Genomic DNA, 18107 nt, shown 5'->3' with positions numbered 1-18107 from the left:
AATGATCAATCACTAATGTTGCTTGTGTAATACTCTATAATGACCTTGCGGCGGATGATGCCGATAAAGATCTCGTTTTCATCCACGACGGGTACAAAGTTTTGGTCGGCGGCCAATTCCAGCATATCTTCCAGATGCGCATGGATTGAAACGCATTCATTTTTAATCCGGCGCTTAATCTCATGGACCTTGACGGTATCCAAATTTTGAAAGCTCAGCCCGGGGGTATTCTTCATTTTCCACAATAGATCCCCTTCGGCCAGCGTGCCTGCATATTTCCCCTCTTCATCGATGACGGGGATCGCCGAATACTGGCTTTGCTCCAGCTTGTCCATAGCCTCCTGCATCGTGGAAGAAGAATGGATGTAAGCCACCTTGTCTTTGGGGTAGAGAAAATCGGATATTTCCATCGAACAAAAGCTCCCTTCTCATTCAATTTGCGCCGCTGCTAGTGCGTCTGTAGTGGACAGGAGCGATTTGCCGCTCGCTCTGTGCCTTTGTTGTAAGTGTAGCATACTCGAAATAAAGAAAAAACTTTCGAATCATGCGAAACAGATATGAAGCCGCTGTCCGTGGACATCAGAGCGGGAAGTGAACGCCTGTAAAAAGCAGAGAGAGTTCGCATAAGCAAAAAGCCCATTCGGCGTCGATAACGCCATGGATGGGCACTTTGTTTTGATCATTTTTTTTCGTATACATCGTCAAACTTCAATGGATTTCACTAGTTCTGAAGGGCGGCGGCACCAAGCTTTATTAGCTTGTAAGCTCCGTCTGCAGTGCCGATGAGCAGCGTCTGCCCGTTCTGTAGAGGCTGAACGAATTCACCGGCATTGTAGCTGGCACGGTTAATCACTTTCGTCCAAGACGTATCCCCGTCAGGAGCGATTCCCCAAACCCCTTGTCGGGATACCGTCCCGTGCCAATCCTCATTCACTTTACCCGTCGCGATAAATCCGCCGTCAGATGCAGGCTGGATATCGTTCACCATGCTGCGGTCAAACGCAGAATCAAGTATCGTTGTCCATTGCAGCGTGCCGCTGCGATCCACCGACAGCGCAAAGCCTGTAGTCAAATACCGGATCGGATCGATCGGGTTCGGATGGTTATAATAGCCGGCGGCCACGATACTGCCGTCATGTCCTTCGGCGAGCGACAAAACTTCAACGTTTTGGGAATCGTCTGCCACGGCGATCGATTGCTTCCACTTGACTTGACCCGATGGAGCGAATTTGGCCAGCACCACATGCCCCTTCTCCCCGTCCCGGTACTCACTGCCGGATATGAGAAACCCTCCATCCGACGTGTGCTGCACGGAATGAATCCGTTCGAAGGCAACGTCGACCAGATCTCCTTCATGCAAGGCTTTTCCCGCTTCGGAAAATACGATCCAATGCAGCGTATGACTATTGGAGGTGCTTCCAGGTGTATCTACTGCAGTGGCATACTTTCCGTTTTTCAGTTGATCCACCGAAACGATATAACTGTCCGCCTTCTCCAGTGTATAAGCCCACTGCTTTTGCCCTTTTTCGCCTACCTTTAAAATCTGTGATCCACCTCCAGCGATATACCCCTGATCCTGGGTGTGGTGGAACTCCGCAATATATTCAAGCTCATGTTTGGGAAAGCTGATTTCCTTCTTGATTTGACCATAAGCGCCGATCGAATGGACGACAACCTCATCCCCTTCAATTCCGGCATAGGAGATCGCGTTGGTCCCGTGTTCAAATACATCACCAGCATGAACATTCAAGTCCGAATAAGAAAGCATCTCCGGGGGGTTCAGGGTGGACGGCTCCGCAAATACATTGCTGCCGGCGATCATGCCCCATAGGCCAACAGCTGCCCCAAACAGCCATTTGCGGACATTCGATGGTTTACTGGATCGTTTGGTGATCGTCATCATCATTTCATCAGCTCCTTGTCAGAATTGGGACCCGTTTCCATTATGGGCGGCGATTCGCTCTCCAACAAGCGGCAAAAGGGCTGGATCGCCCCCCTGCCAAACTGACCAGTACACAAGTACATTTAGACTAATATAAGGTACCTACTATGCCATCTCCCGGAAATAGAAACGGCTTACGTCCAGTAGATGACGTAAGCCGCAGTAAAGATATAAAAAAAGCCGATGACGTATCTCTAGTTTGTTTAATCCAACGCGCTGTAAACGACGTTGCGGATCCGGTTCGCAATATAAGGCTCACGGCTCGGCAGCATCTGCTGCATATACACGAGGGTCAAGTCTTCCTGCGGGTCGATCATAACCCAGGAACCGGCCATGCCGGCCCAGCCGTATTCCCCGATCGAGCTGCCTGTGCCGCCCGCCGCCGGATCGATCATCACCCGAACGCCAAGCCCGTAACCGTATCCGTTTAAATGCCCCCAATTGTAATCATTCATCTGTTGTGGGGTTAAATGATTACTCGCCATCAATTGAACGGTCCTTGGGCTCAACAGCCGGTAGCCGTCCAATTCCCCGCCACGAACGAGAGCTTGTGCGAATCGGGCGTAATCACCAATCGTCGACAACAGCCCGCCCCCGCCGCTCTCGAACCGGCACTCCGGTTGATAAGGAGTTTCGAGCGAGTTGTTGGGCGATAGCGTTCCGTCTTCCGCAAGATTGTACATCACGGCAAGACGATCCCGCTTGTCTTCGCTAATCCGGAAAGAAGTGTCCTTCATACCCAGCGGGTCGAATATTTCCTGCTTCAAGTATTGTTCGAACGTCTGTCCGGACAGCACTTCAATCAGCGCCCCGAGCACATCATGGCTCAGGCCGTATTGCCAGCGTGTTCCGGGATCGAAAGCGAGCGGAACTTCCGCCAGCGCGCGGGTGAAAGAACGCACGTCCATCGACGCCGTCGCTTTTTGATAAATCGGCCCCGTTAACCGCTCCGTTTCCGATCCGCTGCCGCCATAGGTGAGACCGGACGTCATCGTAAAGAGATCCCTGATGCGAATCGGACCCGCCGCTGGGCCGGCCACCATGTTACCGCTTTCATCTTGACGAAATACCGACGGGTTCTTGAACTCGGGCAAATATTCCTCCAGCGGATCATCAAGCAGGTACAATCCACGTTCATACAGCTGGAGAGCTGCTGCGCATGTGATGACTTTCGTCATGGAATATATGCGATAGATGGTGTCCGATTGGATAAGCTGCTTTGTTTCCAAATTCGCATATCCGAATTTCTCATCATAGACCGTTTCACCACTGCGCATCACCAAGCAGGCGCAACCAGCCGGTCCTCCCTGTTCCATATACCTTTTGAACAGCGGGGTCAAACGTTCGAAACTGCTCATAGCCATTTCCCCTTTCACAAATGTCGCGCTCCGCATGTGTCATCATGCCGCCCTCCCGCATTGCTGGGTCAAGAACGCCGACTTGCGGTCGCCTGTCTCGTTCATATATACCACTATTTAACAGTCCGGTTCAACCACAGTTCCTCCGCTTAAAGGCTCTATTCTGTATTAGGGGACGGATTGCGGTATTCACGGGGTGTAACTCCGTAATATTTGCGAAATTGATCGGCAAAGTGGTTATAGTTGCCGAAGCCGACCTCTATGGCGGCTTCTACCGCCAGCCTTCCGGAATGCTTCATCAGCAGAGCCGCTTGACGGATGCGCATTTGATTGACATGCTGCACAATGGTGCGACCCGTCTCTGCCTTAAACAAATGAGCCAAACGTGAAGGGGACAGCCCGACCTCCCGGGCCAACAGATCAACCCTGATCTCCTCCTTCATCCGGCTGGAGAGGATACCCAGCGTCTGTTCGATTCTGGGATCAAATCGTTTCTTCGTCCGCTGCGCAAGCAGAAGCAGCACTTCACGAATCGCGTTCTCGCACAAGGGCTTCCACAAAACGGATCGGTCGCGCGAATCCTGAAGGACGTTGCGAAACGCCCGCTCGATCCGGTCTTTGATGCGATCTTCGGACAGCGCTTCAATCAGGATGTCATCTTCGGGCAGATAAGCGTTTTCCGGGAGTCCGGGATAATGGATCCATAAAAAATTCCACCATGATCCGCGGACCGTCCCGTATTCGTGCGGCACGCCTGACCGGAGCAGGCCAAGCTGCCCGGCTCCGCACCCCTTCTTTCCGCTGGGTGTCAGGAAGTAACCCTCGCCGCTGAGCGTATAGACCAGCAGCCAGTCCCGCATCCCGTTTGGCCGGTGAAGCCTGTAGGTGTCATCTTTTTCAAAATGGTCACCGAATATCGCTGCGCCACTTCCTTCAAGGACGTCGGGTTGACGAATAAACCCTGACACATTCGCACCTCCCCTCATTTCGGATGATAGCAGGATTCCGTGACTTAATAGCAGATTTCAGTCTTCTCCTTAACATAGAGTTACCGTATGCTATTGTCAATCAGTATCCATTACGAATCAGGGAGGGACCCCCCATGCAGACGAATCCGCAAGTTTTGACGGAAGAACAGCTGCGAATGTTTGAAACGGAAGGGTATTTAATCGTAAAGGGGCTTTTTCAGCCGGAAGAATTGAGAGACATTGACGCTACCTTCGAAGAGATCGGCAACACCGTCGTACCCGGACACTTCGAGCCGGTGCTCGATCAGGAAGCAGGCGATCCGCTGAAGCGATATCCTCGCGTCATGCATCCCCACCGGTTCAACGCTACCGCAAAAAAGTATATGCTGCATAAACCCGTGATGGATGTGCTCGCCGATTTGTACGGCGAGGAGGCATTGGCGGCACAAAGCATGTTTTATTACAAACCGCCGGGCTCACGCGGGCAAGCGCTGCATCAGGACAACTTCTACTTGCAGGTTGAACCGGGTAACTGCATTGCGGCCTGGACCGCAATCGACCCGGCGGATGAAGAAAACGGCGGAATGCTCATCGTTCCCAAAACGAGCGATTATGCGCTGGTTTGTCCGGAGGAAGCAGATTCCAGCGAGTCGTTCACGACTCATCTGGTCAAGCCGCCCAAAGACAGGAAAGCCGTGCCTGCCATCATGGACCGGGGAGACGTTCTGTTCTTCAACGGTAATCTGATCCACGGGTCTTACCGCAATAAATCGCACAATCGTTTCCGGCGTGCTTTTATTTGCCATTATGCCAATGCTTCCGCTACCCAGATCAGTTCATTTTATCGGCCGTTGTTCCGCAGGGACGGAAGTGAGGTCGATCTCGATGTCAATCCGGACGGCGGTCCTTGCGGCATCGAATTCGGCACCGCCTACCCGCATTAATGAATCAATGAAATCCGGAGGGTGGCAAACAAGCGTGCAGGATGAATTACCGTGATTTGCAGCCATTCTGGCCAGGCTGACAGGGGCGGTATTCACAGCGGATCCCCCAAGCAAACGCTTGGGGGAGTCTGCTCCGACGCCATCACGTACATCCCTTTCATAAGACCCTTGCTCAAACCAGCTGAACAACGCGCCGTACGCTTCTCCCTCATTCTTTCAATGTCCTTCTCCGTTCATTTGTGCAATGACGATCCGGTTCCCATCCGGGTCCAGAAGCCCAAATTCGCTCAGGTCAGGAAAGATTTGAGGTTCACCGGCCAACTCAAAGCCGTTAGACTCTACAAATTGGAGTGCCCCGTCAAAATCCTCTGTTTCGAAATAAAACAGCTCCGAAAACGACTCCCCGTTCAGATGACGGTTATGGTCAAGCAGAAGCGCGGCACCGGATGCCGTCGGAACGGAATAAATCCGCTGCTCGGCAGCCGCTTCATCATATTCCGCACCAAGCAGACCCGAGTACCACCGGGCAGCCGCCGGCATATGCTTCACGTCAACAAATACGCCGCCGATTCTCGGCAAAATCGGACTTCGGCTTAATCCTGCCAAAGAGAGGTCTTCCTCACGGTTCTCTGCCCAGCATGCCATCTGTACGTTCCCTTCCGGGTCGCGGAAGTTAAAGTATGCCATCGGCCCGTGTCTTTCCGGTTCAGATAGAGGCGTGCCTTGCTCCCGAATAAAAAGGTATGCCTCGTCAATATCCTTGGCAGGGAACATCATACGCGGCATCATGTCTTCCCTCCAATCCGGATTTTCCCTGTTCCCCGAATTGGAATCCAGGATAAGGTGCGTTCCTTGAAAATCAAACCAATACACCGGTCCGCCGTTTAACCGTTCTTCCTTGATCGGAAGACCCAGCAGGCGGCTGTACCACTCGGCGGATTCCCGAAGATTCGTGACATGCACAAACACGCTTGCGACCCGGTTCTCGAACGGGATCGTGGTGGTGTGGTTCATTTCTTCATGTTGAGACAATTTGAATCAGCTCCTTTTCCGATATACGGATGATTAAACCTTCCGGAGAACAAATGTGGAACCTGTTGACTCCATCCTGTTCCCTGCATGCCTCGGCTGGGACGCCTAATTGGGACAGCTGCCGGTAAGCATCGTGAATGCTGGGCGTTTGCAGCGAATAATAAGCCTGGCCGTTCAGCCTCAGCAACGCTTGACGGTGCAGCTCTTCGTCCATAACAATCATCGTGACAATCGTTTCTCCCTTGCCGATTTTGAGATCGGCCCCCTGCCCCCAATGGTTTACCAGCTCAAAGCCAAGCATATCCGAGTACCATCGGATCGAGGAATCCAAATCTATAACGGGAAGGAAAACGGCGAGAATCCGGTGAAACATCGGGGGAACCGGTCCGGGAGCCGGCGTGTAGAAGAGCGAATTGCTTTTTTCATGGCAGATCCCGGTCACGTTTCCGTATGGATCGGTCATCTCACAAACGTTCATGTGAGCCATCTGCATCGTTGACGTGACCGAAATGTTCCTGGAACGAAGCCAGCCGCTGTGCAGATCGTCCCAATGACTATAAAAGTTGAAGCATGGAACGTGGCCGGGGGCGTCCAGGTGGATAAGCGGCTGATAACGCTGGTTTCCGGAATGTTCCGTCAGCGTAAGCAATGTTTCCCCATCATGTATCCGCAAGTCGATCTCCTTACTGCCTCTGCGCCCGATCCGGAATTCAAACTCGTTGATGTACCATTCCGCAGCCGCCTTGGCATCAGGGACCGGCAGAATGACTCTGTCGATGCATACAAATGAAGCGCCGTCTGATGGCATGAAACTTTACCTCCTCTCTAGCTTAAATGCCCTCACATGTAAATAACGATGATTCTGCCTACAACCATACACAATCACCTTAAAGTGATGATTAAAATGTTTCGCTCACCATAAAAACATTGCCGTCCGGATCCTGAAAAGTAAAATAAAATCGACCATCGCGGGTCCGGATGTCCGCAATGCGGCAGCCGTTCTCGTACACCCGGAGATAAGCTTCATAAATCAAGTGGGGATCATGGCGGATAAAAGCAGTGGCAACCGCTTCCAGAAGCTTGGCGGCCGACATGGGGTCTCCCGGTCGGCTCCGCGGCACGCATGCATCGTTCCCGATCCCTTCCGGCTTATGGAGCGCCAGCAGGCGCAGCCGTTTGCGCGCCCGGGAAAGGGCGACCTGAACGGCCCCCTCCGCCATGTTGATGCAGCTTCCCGCTTCCTTGGCGGTAAACCCGAATACGTCGCACAGGAGGACCATGACGAAAGCCTTCGGCTTCAGCCGGTACATCAGCTCTTCCAGCAGACCACGTGTGATCAGGGAGTCCGCGAAGGGTTCCGTTTCACTTCCGTATGCCGATTCAAAATGTTCGACCGGTATGGTGACCAGCCTCCGGCTGGACCTGCAGCGGTCGATCCAAAGATTGCGGGCCGTGCGAAACACATACGGCTTGCTCAGGGTCATCTCCGGCATTTGTATACACCGGTTCATCAATCTGACCATGGTATCCTGAACCAGGTCCTCGGCTTCCCATTCCCGATGGGTCAGCGATCGGCAGTACTGCAGCAGCTGGGGTCTCACTTCGGCCAAGAATCCGGCAAATTCCCCCGGGAAGGAAGAATTAAGGGTTGTTTCCGTCATATAACTCACCTCACTCCCTTGTACCATCATCGCATAAGATCTGCCCCTCGGGATTGTGAATAAAAAACAAAACACAAACAAATGTTCCCATCCAAGTTATTCTGCCTTTGTTTTGATTTTTCCTCTTTTTCTCAAAAAAAAATAATCTGTTCTTGCCCCCTCCCTGTACCGCATATCATAGAGCCCCATCATTTGGATAAATTTTGACTAATGCAAAATGAAATCGGTCAAGATAATGGTTGGTAATGAAATATGGATGGAGGCTCAACAGACATGCTTGACTCTAAAACGATCGAAATCGTTCAATCGACAGCGCCTGTTCTTAAGCAGCACAGCGAACAAATCGGAAAAAAGTTTTACGAATTGTTGTTTGCCAAGGCTCCGGATCTGTATAACCTATTTAACCAGACCAACCAGAAGCGCGGGCTGCAGCAGGAGGCACTGGGTTATGCGGTATACTCTGCGGGTGAACATATTACGAATCTGGATGCCATCATGCCGGTCATTACCAGGGTCACCCAAAAGCACCGGGCCATCGGCGTAAAACCGGAGCAATACCCGTTGGTCGGTGAGACGCTTCTCGAGGCGGTCAAGGAGGTGCTTGGAAGTGCAGCAACCGATGACATTATCGGGGCGTGGGGTAAGGCATACGAATATATTGCCGATGCCTTTATTCAAATTGAACAGGATCTTTATAAAGAAGCCAAAGAACAAGCCGGAGGGTGGGAAGGTTTCCGCAGCTTTACGGTTACCCGGAAAGTAGCGGAAAGCGACGATGTGACCTCCTTCTACCTCGAGCCTTCGGACACACAGGCCCTTGCTGGCTTTGAACCCGGCCAATATCTAACGATCAAAGCGGAAGTTCCGGGCGAAAAGTATAAGCACATTCGGCATTACAGCCTTTCGGACGCCCCGGGCAAAAGCTATTACCGGATCAGCGTGAAGCAGGAGCGTTCGAACGAGGGGAAACCGGCCGGGATCGTATCGAACGATCTGCATGACCGCGTTCAAGAAGGGGATTCCCTCCTCTTTTCAGCGCCGGCAGGTGATTTCACCCTAGACCATACCAACGACCATCTGGTCCTCATCGGCGGAGGAATCGGAGTTACTCCCTTGATGAGCATGATCAATACCGTTGCCGATCAATCTTCAGGCCGCGAAGTAACCTTTGTGCAAGCGGCCGCGAACGGGAACAACCATCCGTTCAAGGAGCATCTTGCCGGGCTGGCCAACAGCCATCCGAACCTCCGCTGCTTCACGGCGTATTCTTCTCCAACCGAGCAAGACCTGGGCTCAGAAAGCTTTTCACACAAGGGCTTTGTTGATGCAGAGTGGCTGCGCTCCATTCTTCCGTCCGGGCCGACGGTGTATTATTTTTGCGGATCCGTCTCCTTCATGAAAGCAATCAATCAAGCATTGAAAGAGCTGGAAATTCCTAAGGAGCGCATTCATTATGAAGCCTTCAGTCCGATCGCCATACTGGATGAAGAATAGCGTGATTGGGGGCATACGCCTTCAAAACAAAGAAGAGCGCGGCACAGGTGCCGGGCTCTTTTTATGAAAGATACAAAAGGCTGGATTCATGACTCCAAAAAAGTCCAGGTACCGCGATTCAGTCCTGTTCGTCTTTCTCCTGAACGACCGGCATCATCATGCCGTCGTCCATCCCCATCATCGTCACGCTGGTGGACTCGGGAATCTCATCATGCTGCGTAATATCAACCGGCGTATCGAATAGCGGTTCGGCATAAGCCAGATGCGTCCGTCCGCGCGCCAGGATTTGGCGGTAATTCCCGCTGTCACCTTCGTAGCCGTCATGGTCCCATGGAACAAACGAACGGGCATTGCAGTAATGGCACACATACGATCGGCGGTAACGGTCCGTCGTTCGATTCGGGTAGGAGCGGTGAAACAGGTGGGAATGGAAGAACAGCACGTCCCCGGGCCTCAACGGAACCGGAATCGGGTCCGGATAACGGGATACCACCTTCGACAGCGTGTTGATTTCGTCATCCAGGTGACTGACATGCTCCACGGAATGGAGATCGGAAAACGCCTCCCTGGCGTGAACGTTTCCGCCATGATCTCCCGGCGGCGGATAAATCGGCTCATGGTTGGAGCCGGGAACCACCCACAGGCAGCCGTTCTCTTCATCGGCGTCCTCAAGCGCGATCCAGGCTCCGATCAGCGTGTCGGGATGGGTTTTGATGTAATATGCGTCCTGATGCCATCCCTGTCCCCCTTTTCCCGGAGGATTAAAAAAGATCATGGACTGCAGGGCATACACATCCGGACCCGTCAGCGCTTCAAGTACATCGAGGATTCGGGGATGCAGCATCAGCTGCTCCCCTTCCGGGTAGAGGCGTGAGATCATATGAACCCGCGTTTTTTCGGCGAACTCCGCTTTGAGCGGGTCGGTATCCTCCTCGGATGCCTGCTCGCGCTTTCCTTCATTCTCGATCCGCAGCCTTTCTGCCCAAGCGGCGTACTGCCCGATCTCTTTCGGATCCAGCAGCCCCCGGACGATGACGAATCCGTCCTTATGATATTGCTTATACTCTTCCACCGTTACATAATAACGGTCCTCTCTTAATTTGGCTTTCGGCACATAAGTCTGCCCCATGGCTGATCCCCTCCACACGCATTGATTACCTTAAGTGTGCAGGATTACGTAAGCGTTCTCAATGGAGAGGACACGGAAAACGGTGGACGGATTTGATATCCGCTTTATCGGGAATCCCCGTGATCCAGTACGACAAAATGCCGGTTCAAAGGATACGCGGCCTCCTCCTCCTCGATGACGGCCAAATGCCGGAACAACGGATCCGCGAACCGGTCGCGAAACTCCAGGGCCGTCATTCCACGGGTTCGCTTGAACATGCGTGAGAAATAATGCTCATCGGTGAAGCCGACGTCGTAAGCGATCTGCTTGATGGTCCGCTCCGCCTGAATCAGGAGCTGCTCAGCTCTCCGGAGACGGCGTTCCAGCAGCGCCTTCTGAGGCGGAATGCCCATCCAGCGGACGAACATTCGGGTGAAATGCTCATGGGTCCAGCCCGAGCTGGCCGCGATTTCTTCAATGGTAATCTGGCGGTGAAGCTGCTGCTCCATATAATCCATGGCCCGCATGATGGGAGCGGGCAGCGAAGCGGCCGACATCGACTCGTCTTCCTCAATCGCCTGCCATTCCTCTAGGACGCCCATCAGCAAAACGGACGCCCTTCGCTGCCAGCCGGCCGGCTTCATATGCGCGATCTTCAGCATCTGCTTAAGCATGGAGGGAATCAGGCTCCCTCCGGCAATGACCGACCAGTCACGGAAATTTTCCCGATCGTGGTCCGGCCTGCAGAAGGCTTCCCGAAATGCAGCAAATTCGAAGTGAACGAATAAGTGCCTTGTGGGAAGGCTGGGATCAAACCGGTACCGGTGCGGTTCTCCGGGGCAGGTGAACACAACTCCCGGACGGTCCAGCGCAAACGGCCCCCGGTCGATTTCGTAAACGGATCGGGTCCCTGCCGGAAAGTACACCAATTCGAAATCGTCGATCGTACGCATCCCGAGAACGGATCCCGGCTTCACGGCGATGTCCCCCATGGCATGAATGGCGGGTAATGTAAGCAACGATGCACAACCTCCCTAGTCTCTGGCCCTCTCGCTGCCGGATCGGAACCGCTCGTTTTAATAGCATGATACACTATTAAACCGCGCCCTGCAGCCCAAAAAAAAGAGAGATAACCGCATGCCCTGCGGCATCTCTCTCTTTAGAGCGAACCCGGGACGGATTCCGCACGCCTTGCCGTGCAGGGTGAGAAGCCCTGCCTGACCCAGCTTATCTTATTGCTCCTTGAACCGCTTCCGGCTGCCGATGAGCGGGAACTCACCGATCCGCAGCCGCGCGCTTCCGTAAGGGATCAGCTCAAGCTCCGCCACAGGCTGACCGTTACAGTCGGGATGAATGGGCGGTGTGCCTGCATTGTTGCCTTCCATCTTCCAGTCCTTTACCAGCTGTCCCGATGCTTTGATCCGCACGGGGGCTCCATCCGCGGAGAACGGCTGGCTTGGAATATCCGCCTCGGTTACCTCAAAGCCGGTATCGGCCAACAGGCCGTATTTCCAGGCCGATCCCGGATACAGCTCCCAATCATGGAACATTTCACGCTCCCGCACCATCTGCCATTGCTCCCGGACCGGCAGCACATAGACAAGCGGTCCCCTCTCTACGCTGACCGCATAAAGGTTGCGCGACGTCGTGCTGACGGCCATCGGCAGCGTCAGTTCGATCCCGTCTCCGCTCGCCCACTCGCGGTTGATTTTGGCATAGCCGTTCTCGGTCTGAACGTTCACCGGCGTACCGTTGACCTGGATTTCAGGCTGTGTACACCAGGACGGGATCCGCAAGGAAACCGTAAATGTTTCCGGACGCTCCAAAGTGATTGAGATGGAGACATGGTCCCGGAAGGGATATTCTCCGCTGACGGCCAGCTTGGCCAAGGAGCCGTTCCCAACCGGGGTCTCGACAGTACACGGCGCATAGGAGACGGCTGCAAGCCCGCCCTCATGGTCCTTCATCCACAAATGCGACGTCAGCTTCGGCCATCCTTGGTGCATATTCGCGGTGCAGCAGCCGAAATGCGGCTCCAGGCCGAAAAGGTTCGCGTCAGGCCCGTTCACCCAGCTGCGGGGAGCGACGTTGCACAAAATCTGGTTCACCTGCTGATCGTACTGATGGGAAGTCCAATCCGGAGAGATTGCCGCCGGCAGCGCATTAAACGCCACTTTCTCAAGAATGTCGCCGAACCTGCCGTCGCCGAATATCCGCGTCAGCTGCTCCATCGAAAACATGTATTCCACCACGGCGCACAGCTCGACACCCTGACTCGGGTGCGTGCCGGAGAGCCACTCGTCACCCGAAAACATGCCATGTGCCTGACCGTGGTATGTCATCAGCGAATCGATTCCGCGGTGCACAGCCTCCCTCAAGACGGCATCTCCGGTCAGTTCGTACAAAACCCCCGGCGTCTTGATCCCCATCGCCACATTGACCACATGCGTCGTCCAGTCCCATTCCTCCACCTTGCGCCAGAACGGGAAATCGTAAAAAATATCGGACCAGTCCGTCGTCTGCTTGGCAAAAATCTCCGCCACTTCCAGCAGCAAAGGATCCTGCGTCCGTTTATACAGCCATACCAGGCAGAGCAGCATTTCTGCTCCCCGGGTTTTCGCCCAGCCTTGCAGCGGATTCTCTTCAATGGTGCTTCGGACATAGCCGAAAAATTTCGTCAGAAAGGGAACGATCCGTTCATCTTTCGTCGCTTCTTCATGCTGCATCATAACCTTTAGCATGATCATGTAATGCCACCAATCGTGCTTTTTATCGACCTCACGGTTGACGGTTTCGATCCGTTTCGGACCGAAGTGGCCGTCGTCCTGCTGACTGGCAAGCGACCATTCAACCCACCGGTTGGCTTTGGCGATCAACCTTTCATCTTCGAGCAAATAGGCCAGCGGAAGGAGCCCGTCCAAGTAGTACGGTCCGCGTTCCCAGCTTTCTCCGCTGCCTCCGATCCACCCGTTTTCGGGCCCGACATCCGCCCAATGCTCCTCCAAATGCCCGGTAAGACCTTTTGCTTGAATCATCAGTTGATCCTTAAGCCAACCGGAAGGTTTAACCGCGCCAAGCGGCAGTTGTTCAAAAGCGGTTTTAACGAATTTCATAGCTCGCCACTCCCTTTTCATCTTCGGTTTACTTTGGCTAACGCTATGAAATATACCATGTCCCCCGCTATTTACCGATACCGGATATCAACATGTTTTTGTCCAATCACAACCTCATCATGCAGGCAAAACATATGGCTTCGCCATGTGTAATCCTTTATGATAGAAGCAATTCGATTCGAAGGAAGGAGGATCGCCATGTTTCAATTCATCGCTCCGCCTCTGCCCCATTACATTACCTGCGGGGAGGACACCTACCCGATTGGCGGAATCCATCCGGACCGCAGCGGCATCGGCGTCTTTGACCTGATCTTCGTGACGAGGGGTTGCCTGTTTCTGGAGGAAGAGCTTACGATGCTGACCATCCCGGCGGGACATTACGCCATCCTTCGGCCTGACCGGTCGCACCGGACCGCCCGGCCCTGTTTGGAAGAAACGCATTTTTACTGGCTGCATTTTCAAACCTTGGGCAGCTGGAACGAAGTTTCCGAGCAGGATTCCTCTTTACCGGCATTTGAAGGCCATCCGCTCTATCAGATCGAGAAATTCTCAATCTATATTTCCCAGCAAGGAGCCCCGCTTCTCCCAAGTCAAGTGGAAGAGCTCCTCCGCAGGCTGATGCTGCTGCACCCGGAACAGACTGTATCCGCCCGCTGGAAGCAGCAGATCTGCTTTCAGGACCTACTGTCCATGCTGCAGCAGACGGAAGGAGGAGAAGTACAAAATCCACATCTGAAGGTGGCGGAACTGGCGGGCGAATATCTTCGCCGGCATTACCGGGAGCCCATCAGCTATAAACGGATGTCGGAAGCCCTGCACTTTCATTCCAACTACATCGCCATATGTATGAAAAAGACGTTCGGCTGTACGCCGCTGGAGTATTTAACGAGGCACAGGATCGAGCAGGCCAAGCAAACTCTGATCCATACCGACGATCCGATCGGACGTGTCGCCGAGCAGACGGGTTTCGGATCCTTTCCTTATTTCGTTAGGAGCTTTGCGAGATATACCGGTCATACCCCGAAGTCTTTCCGGCAGCTCTACCGAAATTAATCGCCCTCCGTATCCGCATTGATAAAAAAAGGCTGCCCGCATGCTGTTGAAGCACTGCGTCAGCCTTTTTTGCATTCTTTTACATAGGTTCACTCATGTTTGTCAGGTGGCTCTCACGGATTGGGTTCGTTCGAAGTTTTCACGGTATTGGTCTACCGTCCACTTACATACCTGCCACAAATCCGTAACCGGCTGATTGGTAAAAGGCAGCGTGTGAAGATAACCCGGCGGACCGTATTCCGGCGTAAAGGTCAATTCGGAGGCACCGGCATGTTGCCTCGCATCGGCGATCCGGTTCCACCAGTCAAAATGCCGAGCGACTTCATGCGCGTACTCGGGTGCCCGCGGATCCGGAACTTGAGGGCCCTGCGCATAACCGACACGCCCATGGATATGTACGGTGCGGGCGATAGCCAGGTCCAGCTCGCTTTCGAAATGTTCCAGCGTCGACTCGGTAACGCAGCACCAATGGCTAAAATCGGCCGTCAGTCCGAGTCCAGGGACCGCATTCAGCACCTTCCCCGTATCCCAGGGATTAAATAAAGCTCTGCCCCGGTGGGTTTCATGGCCCACCTTGACGCCAAGCTGCTGCTCAAGCTGAACGGCCCGCCGGAAATAATCGATCTGCTCCTCCAGCGGAACATAGTCCTTTAGGGAATGCGCAGTAACATGGATCGGCCCAAACGACGTTGCCCGTTCCAATTGTGCTTCGAAAGAAGCATAGTGGTCCGGCCCTTCGGTAAAAATCATCCCTACGTAATCAAGCTTATGGCTTGCGAGGAGCTCCTTAAACCGCTGTTCGTCGTCAGGTCCCGGCAGGGGCGCCTCTACGCCATCATAACCGGCGGAAGCGATACGCGCCACCTGCTCTTCCAATGTGCCCGTTCCCTCCATGCCCCACAACGCCTTGATCAATTTGAGTTTCATCCTTTTCCACCTCTCCCGGTTGATTGGACACCGTTTCCCCCATTGTTTCCGATCCTCCGCCCGTTGTCCATGGATCCAAGGGCATGATTCGTGGATGGATTTGACATGTCTTTTGTTCGATCACATACGGATTCACGCTGGGTCGTTCTTAAAAAGAACTACGGCCGACGTCGCCAAGTTACGCTTCGTGATGCGTTTTGCCGGCAAGGATGGTAAATCGGTCGACCAGGTCGCTGATCTGAAACTTCTCCGCGTTCGTCATATACGTTGTGACCGTATCGTGAAACGGCTTAACCCAATGCTCCGGCACGCCGGATTTCCCGGCAATCGCGCCAACGATGCTGCCGGCCGTCGCAGCCGTACAGTCGTTGTCCAGTCCCATGGCAACCGTCTCTGAGATCACCTTGGACACATCGGTCCCCCCGATCATCAGGCCGAACACCGTCAAGCAGGCGTTATTGTTGGTGTGCACGCCCGACATTCCCTTGAAGCGCTCATCAACCGCCGCTCTGGCTTCCTTGTAATCATGGATTTCACCGCTAACGGCAAGCGCCCACTCCACATCCTTGTAAAGGCTGCATTCCTTCGGAATTTCGGTTAAGCCGATACGAAGCGCCTGCTCGGGATGATCGACGGCGAACGCCGCGGACTGCGCAGCACTGAAAAACATCTCCCCGTAAATCCCGTTCCGCCGATGGCTCAAATAAGCGTCCCGATAGGCATATTCCGCCGCTTTCGCCGGGTACGCCGGAGCCAGGTAAGCCCACGGATCCGAGCGGATATCCGCACCGATCCACTGGCAGAACGGATTGTTTACGTCAGCTGCTTGCAGCGCCGGGATGCCCGCCTTCAAATTGTTGAGCGCAGCCTCCTCCGCAGTACAAGCAACCGGCAGGTACTTGAGCCAGCTCTTACCCACATCCTCTGTCGTGAAGTTGAGGCCGTGCTCTTCGGCAATGAGCAGACCGAGGATCGTATAAGTAATGTCGTCATCGACAGGGACTTGGGTCAAGCCTTCCAAGGTATATTCATAAAAGGTGCTTTTGCCGTAACGGAGATCGTTCGGATTTTTGATTTTGGACCAATAATGCTGTGGAGGAAAGGCATCCCCGATATATGCGGCCCATTTCTCCATGTCGCTCACTTCCCAGAATTCCACCGGCGCCCCCAGCGTACATCCGGCAAAACGGGCGAGCATCGCCCCTTCGAGCTTTTCCTTGTAGACCGCCTTGTCAAACGATGCCCACAGCCTTCTTGGTCCTTCAGTACGCTGCGCTCGAATGGACGGCAGATCGTCCGGCTCCCGCTCCTTAAGCTCGGCGTCAATGGGTAATCCCTGCAGTTTCTCCAACGTTTCTTTCATCTTCTCTTCCATGTCGATCCAGGCATCGGCCACGCCCCGTCCTCCGTATTCGTGCGCGAGCCGCCCGTACTCAATAATTTTGCCTGCCAGTTCGTGGATCCTCGGTTCCTTAGGATAAGCCATATTGATAAACTCCTTTCCCAAGATCAATGAATTTCGTTCAAGGATAGTTTATTATAATGAAAACAATGACTTCCGCCGATAAAGGACTGAAAGCTGTGCAGAATCGACCATTTGATTATAAAGTCGTATCCCAGCCTTATATGCTTCCTTCCGATTTCCCTGTGGATTGGCTCAGCAATTATATCCAGGGAGACAACGAGATTACGTATTTGCACTTTCACAACTGCCTTGAGATCGGCTACTGTCTGGAAGGCTCAGGCGTCTTTTTCGTTGAAGACAAAATCCTGCCCTACACCCAAGGAGATGTGAGCATCATCTTTCCGAATCAGCTGCATCTTGCTCAAAGCTTAAAGGGAAAAGAGAGCAGGTGGCATTTCTGCTTTATTGATCCGGACGCCCTCTTTTCGTCTGACCCGGTGTCTTCCGGATTCTGGGACCGGGTCGGAACGGATGCGTATCCCCGGTTCAACAACATCGTCACCCCGGATGATCACGCTGAGGTCGTCTGGCTGACAGATCATGCGATGAAGGAGCTGGAGAAACACGTGCCGGGATATGAATCGGCTGTAAAAGGATACATCTGGACGCTCCTGACGTTGATCGGCAGGCAGCTGCTGCTTCAAGAGAACGGCACAGCTGAAACTGCGGCTGGCGGGGCCGACCGGCGGGCGATGCAGCAAATTTCAAAAGCGCTCGAGTACATTTCCCAGCACTATATGGAACCGGTCCCGATCCACCGGTTAGCCGAGCTATGCTGCCTCAGCGTCACCCATTTCCGGCGCGTTTTCCACAAGTGCATGGGCATGGCTCCGCTGGACTATATCAACAACGTGCGCATTCAGGTTGCGGCTGCCCTGCTGTGCCATAGCGGCAGCAGCATTTTGGCTATTTCCGAGGAGGTCGGCTATGCGACCTTATCCAGCTTCAACCGGCACTTCAAGCGGCTGATGGGCGAAGCCCCGAGCCAATGGCGGTCCAAAAACAGATGACAGAGGCAGCAAATATTTTGTGCTGCGGCAAA

The 18107-nt window shown here is 53.7% G+C and carries 16 protein-coding genes; 4 read left to right on the top strand and 12 right to left on the bottom strand.

Annotated elements, in window-relative coordinates:
- Positions 1 to 5 precede the first annotated feature (5 nt).
- The 4 genes from C7820_RS03925 to C7820_RS03910 form a co-directional block, all read right to left on the bottom strand.
- Positions 6 to 410: a CBS domain-containing protein gene (locus C7820_RS03925; protein ID WP_116229829.1), complete on the bottom strand. Its 405-nt coding sequence runs from the start codon at positions 408 to 410 to the stop codon at positions 6 to 8.
- A 311-nt stretch (positions 411 to 721) separates the two neighbouring features.
- Positions 722 to 1906, bottom strand: a complete 1185-nt coding sequence (locus tag C7820_RS03920) for a hypothetical protein (RefSeq protein ID WP_116229828.1) — start codon at positions 1904 to 1906, stop codon at positions 722 to 724.
- Positions 1907 to 2145: 239 nt separating this feature from the next.
- On the bottom strand, positions 2146 to 3300 hold the full coding sequence (locus C7820_RS03915) for a serine hydrolase domain-containing protein (protein WP_116231622.1): 1155 nt from the start codon (positions 3298 to 3300) through the stop codon (positions 2146 to 2148).
- Positions 3301 to 3458: 158 nt separating this feature from the next.
- Positions 3459 to 4268: a helix-turn-helix domain-containing protein gene (locus C7820_RS03910; protein ID WP_258875111.1), complete on the bottom strand. Its 810-nt coding sequence runs from the start codon at positions 4266 to 4268 to the stop codon at positions 3459 to 3461.
- Positions 4269 to 4402: 134 nt separating this feature from the next.
- Between C7820_RS03910 and C7820_RS03905 the strand changes: the two genes are divergently transcribed.
- On the top strand, positions 4403 to 5212 hold the full coding sequence (locus C7820_RS03905) for a phytanoyl-CoA dioxygenase family protein (protein ID WP_116229826.1): 810 nt from the start codon (positions 4403 to 4405) through the stop codon (positions 5210 to 5212).
- Between the two features lie 216 nt (positions 5213 to 5428).
- Here C7820_RS03905 and C7820_RS03900 read toward each other — a convergent pair whose 3' ends face one another.
- The 3 genes from C7820_RS03900 to C7820_RS03890 form a co-directional block, all read right to left on the bottom strand.
- Positions 5429 to 6244 (bottom strand): VOC family protein, encoded by an 816-nt coding sequence (locus tag C7820_RS03900; protein WP_116229825.1) that lies wholly within the window; start codon positions 6242 to 6244, stop codon positions 5429 to 5431.
- A complete protein-coding gene (locus tag C7820_RS03895; RefSeq protein ID WP_116229824.1) occupies positions 6231 to 7052 on the bottom strand; it encodes a VOC family protein in 822 nt (273 codons plus the stop codon). Before C7820_RS03895 ends, C7820_RS03900 begins: the two co-directional genes overlap by 14 nt.
- A gap of 91 nt (positions 7053 to 7143) precedes the next feature.
- A complete protein-coding gene (locus tag C7820_RS03890; RefSeq protein ID WP_181908924.1) occupies positions 7144 to 7905 on the bottom strand; it encodes a sigma-70 family RNA polymerase sigma factor in 762 nt (253 codons plus the stop codon).
- A 273-nt stretch (positions 7906 to 8178) separates the two neighbouring features.
- Here C7820_RS03890 and hmpA point away from each other — a divergent pair, with 273 nt between their 5' ends.
- On the top strand, positions 8179 to 9399 hold the full coding sequence (gene hmpA / locus C7820_RS03885) for an NO-inducible flavohemoprotein (protein ID WP_116229822.1): 1221 nt from the start codon (positions 8179 to 8181) through the stop codon (positions 9397 to 9399).
- A 118-nt stretch (positions 9400 to 9517) separates the two neighbouring features.
- Here the strand turns inward: hmpA and C7820_RS03880 are convergent, their stop codons facing one another.
- The 3 genes from C7820_RS03880 to C7820_RS03870 form a co-directional block, all read right to left on the bottom strand.
- Positions 9518 to 10528: a phytanoyl-CoA dioxygenase family protein gene (locus C7820_RS03880; protein WP_116229821.1), complete on the bottom strand. Its 1011-nt coding sequence runs from the start codon at positions 10526 to 10528 to the stop codon at positions 9518 to 9520.
- A gap of 104 nt (positions 10529 to 10632) precedes the next feature.
- Positions 10633 to 11526 carry a helix-turn-helix transcriptional regulator gene (locus tag C7820_RS03875; RefSeq protein ID WP_251676839.1) on the bottom strand — a complete coding sequence of 298 codons (894 nt, stop codon included), beginning with the start codon at positions 11524 to 11526 and terminating at the stop codon, positions 10633 to 10635.
- Between the two features lie 213 nt (positions 11527 to 11739).
- Positions 11740 to 13620: a beta-L-arabinofuranosidase domain-containing protein gene (locus C7820_RS03870; RefSeq protein ID WP_116229820.1), complete on the bottom strand. Its 1881-nt coding sequence runs from the start codon at positions 13618 to 13620 to the stop codon at positions 11740 to 11742.
- Between the two features lie 198 nt (positions 13621 to 13818).
- Here C7820_RS03870 and C7820_RS03865 point away from each other — a divergent pair, with 198 nt between their 5' ends.
- On the top strand, positions 13819 to 14673 hold the full coding sequence (locus C7820_RS03865) for a helix-turn-helix transcriptional regulator (RefSeq protein WP_116229819.1): 855 nt from the start codon (positions 13819 to 13821) through the stop codon (positions 14671 to 14673).
- A 102-nt stretch (positions 14674 to 14775) separates the two neighbouring features.
- On the opposite strand, the gene C7820_RS03860 is transcribed toward C7820_RS03865, so the two are convergent.
- Both C7820_RS03860 and C7820_RS03855 read right to left on the bottom strand, forming a co-directional pair.
- Entirely contained in the window at positions 14776 to 15600 is an 825-nt protein-coding gene (locus C7820_RS03860) for a sugar phosphate isomerase/epimerase family protein (protein WP_116229818.1), read from the bottom strand.
- Between the two features lie 178 nt (positions 15601 to 15778).
- Entirely contained in the window at positions 15779 to 17086 is a 1308-nt protein-coding gene (locus C7820_RS03855; RefSeq protein ID WP_116229817.1) for an ADP-ribosylglycohydrolase family protein, read from the bottom strand.
- A gap of 56 nt (positions 17087 to 17142) precedes the next feature.
- On the opposite strand from C7820_RS03855, the gene C7820_RS03850 reads away from it, so the two are divergent.
- Complete coding sequence (locus C7820_RS03850) at positions 17143 to 18075, top strand: AraC family transcriptional regulator (protein WP_258875110.1); 933 nt, start codon at positions 17143 to 17145, stop codon at positions 18073 to 18075.
- Positions 18076 to 18107: the final 32 nt, after the last annotated feature.

This window comes from Paenibacillus sp. VMFN-D1, assembly GCF_003386155.1.
In the GTDB taxonomy this organism is placed as follows: Bacteria; Bacillota; Bacilli; order Paenibacillales; family Paenibacillaceae; genus Paenibacillus_AQ; species Paenibacillus_AQ favisporus.
The sequence above is the reverse complement of the archived record's forward strand: the minus strand, read 5'-3'. Positions and strand labels throughout refer to the sequence as shown.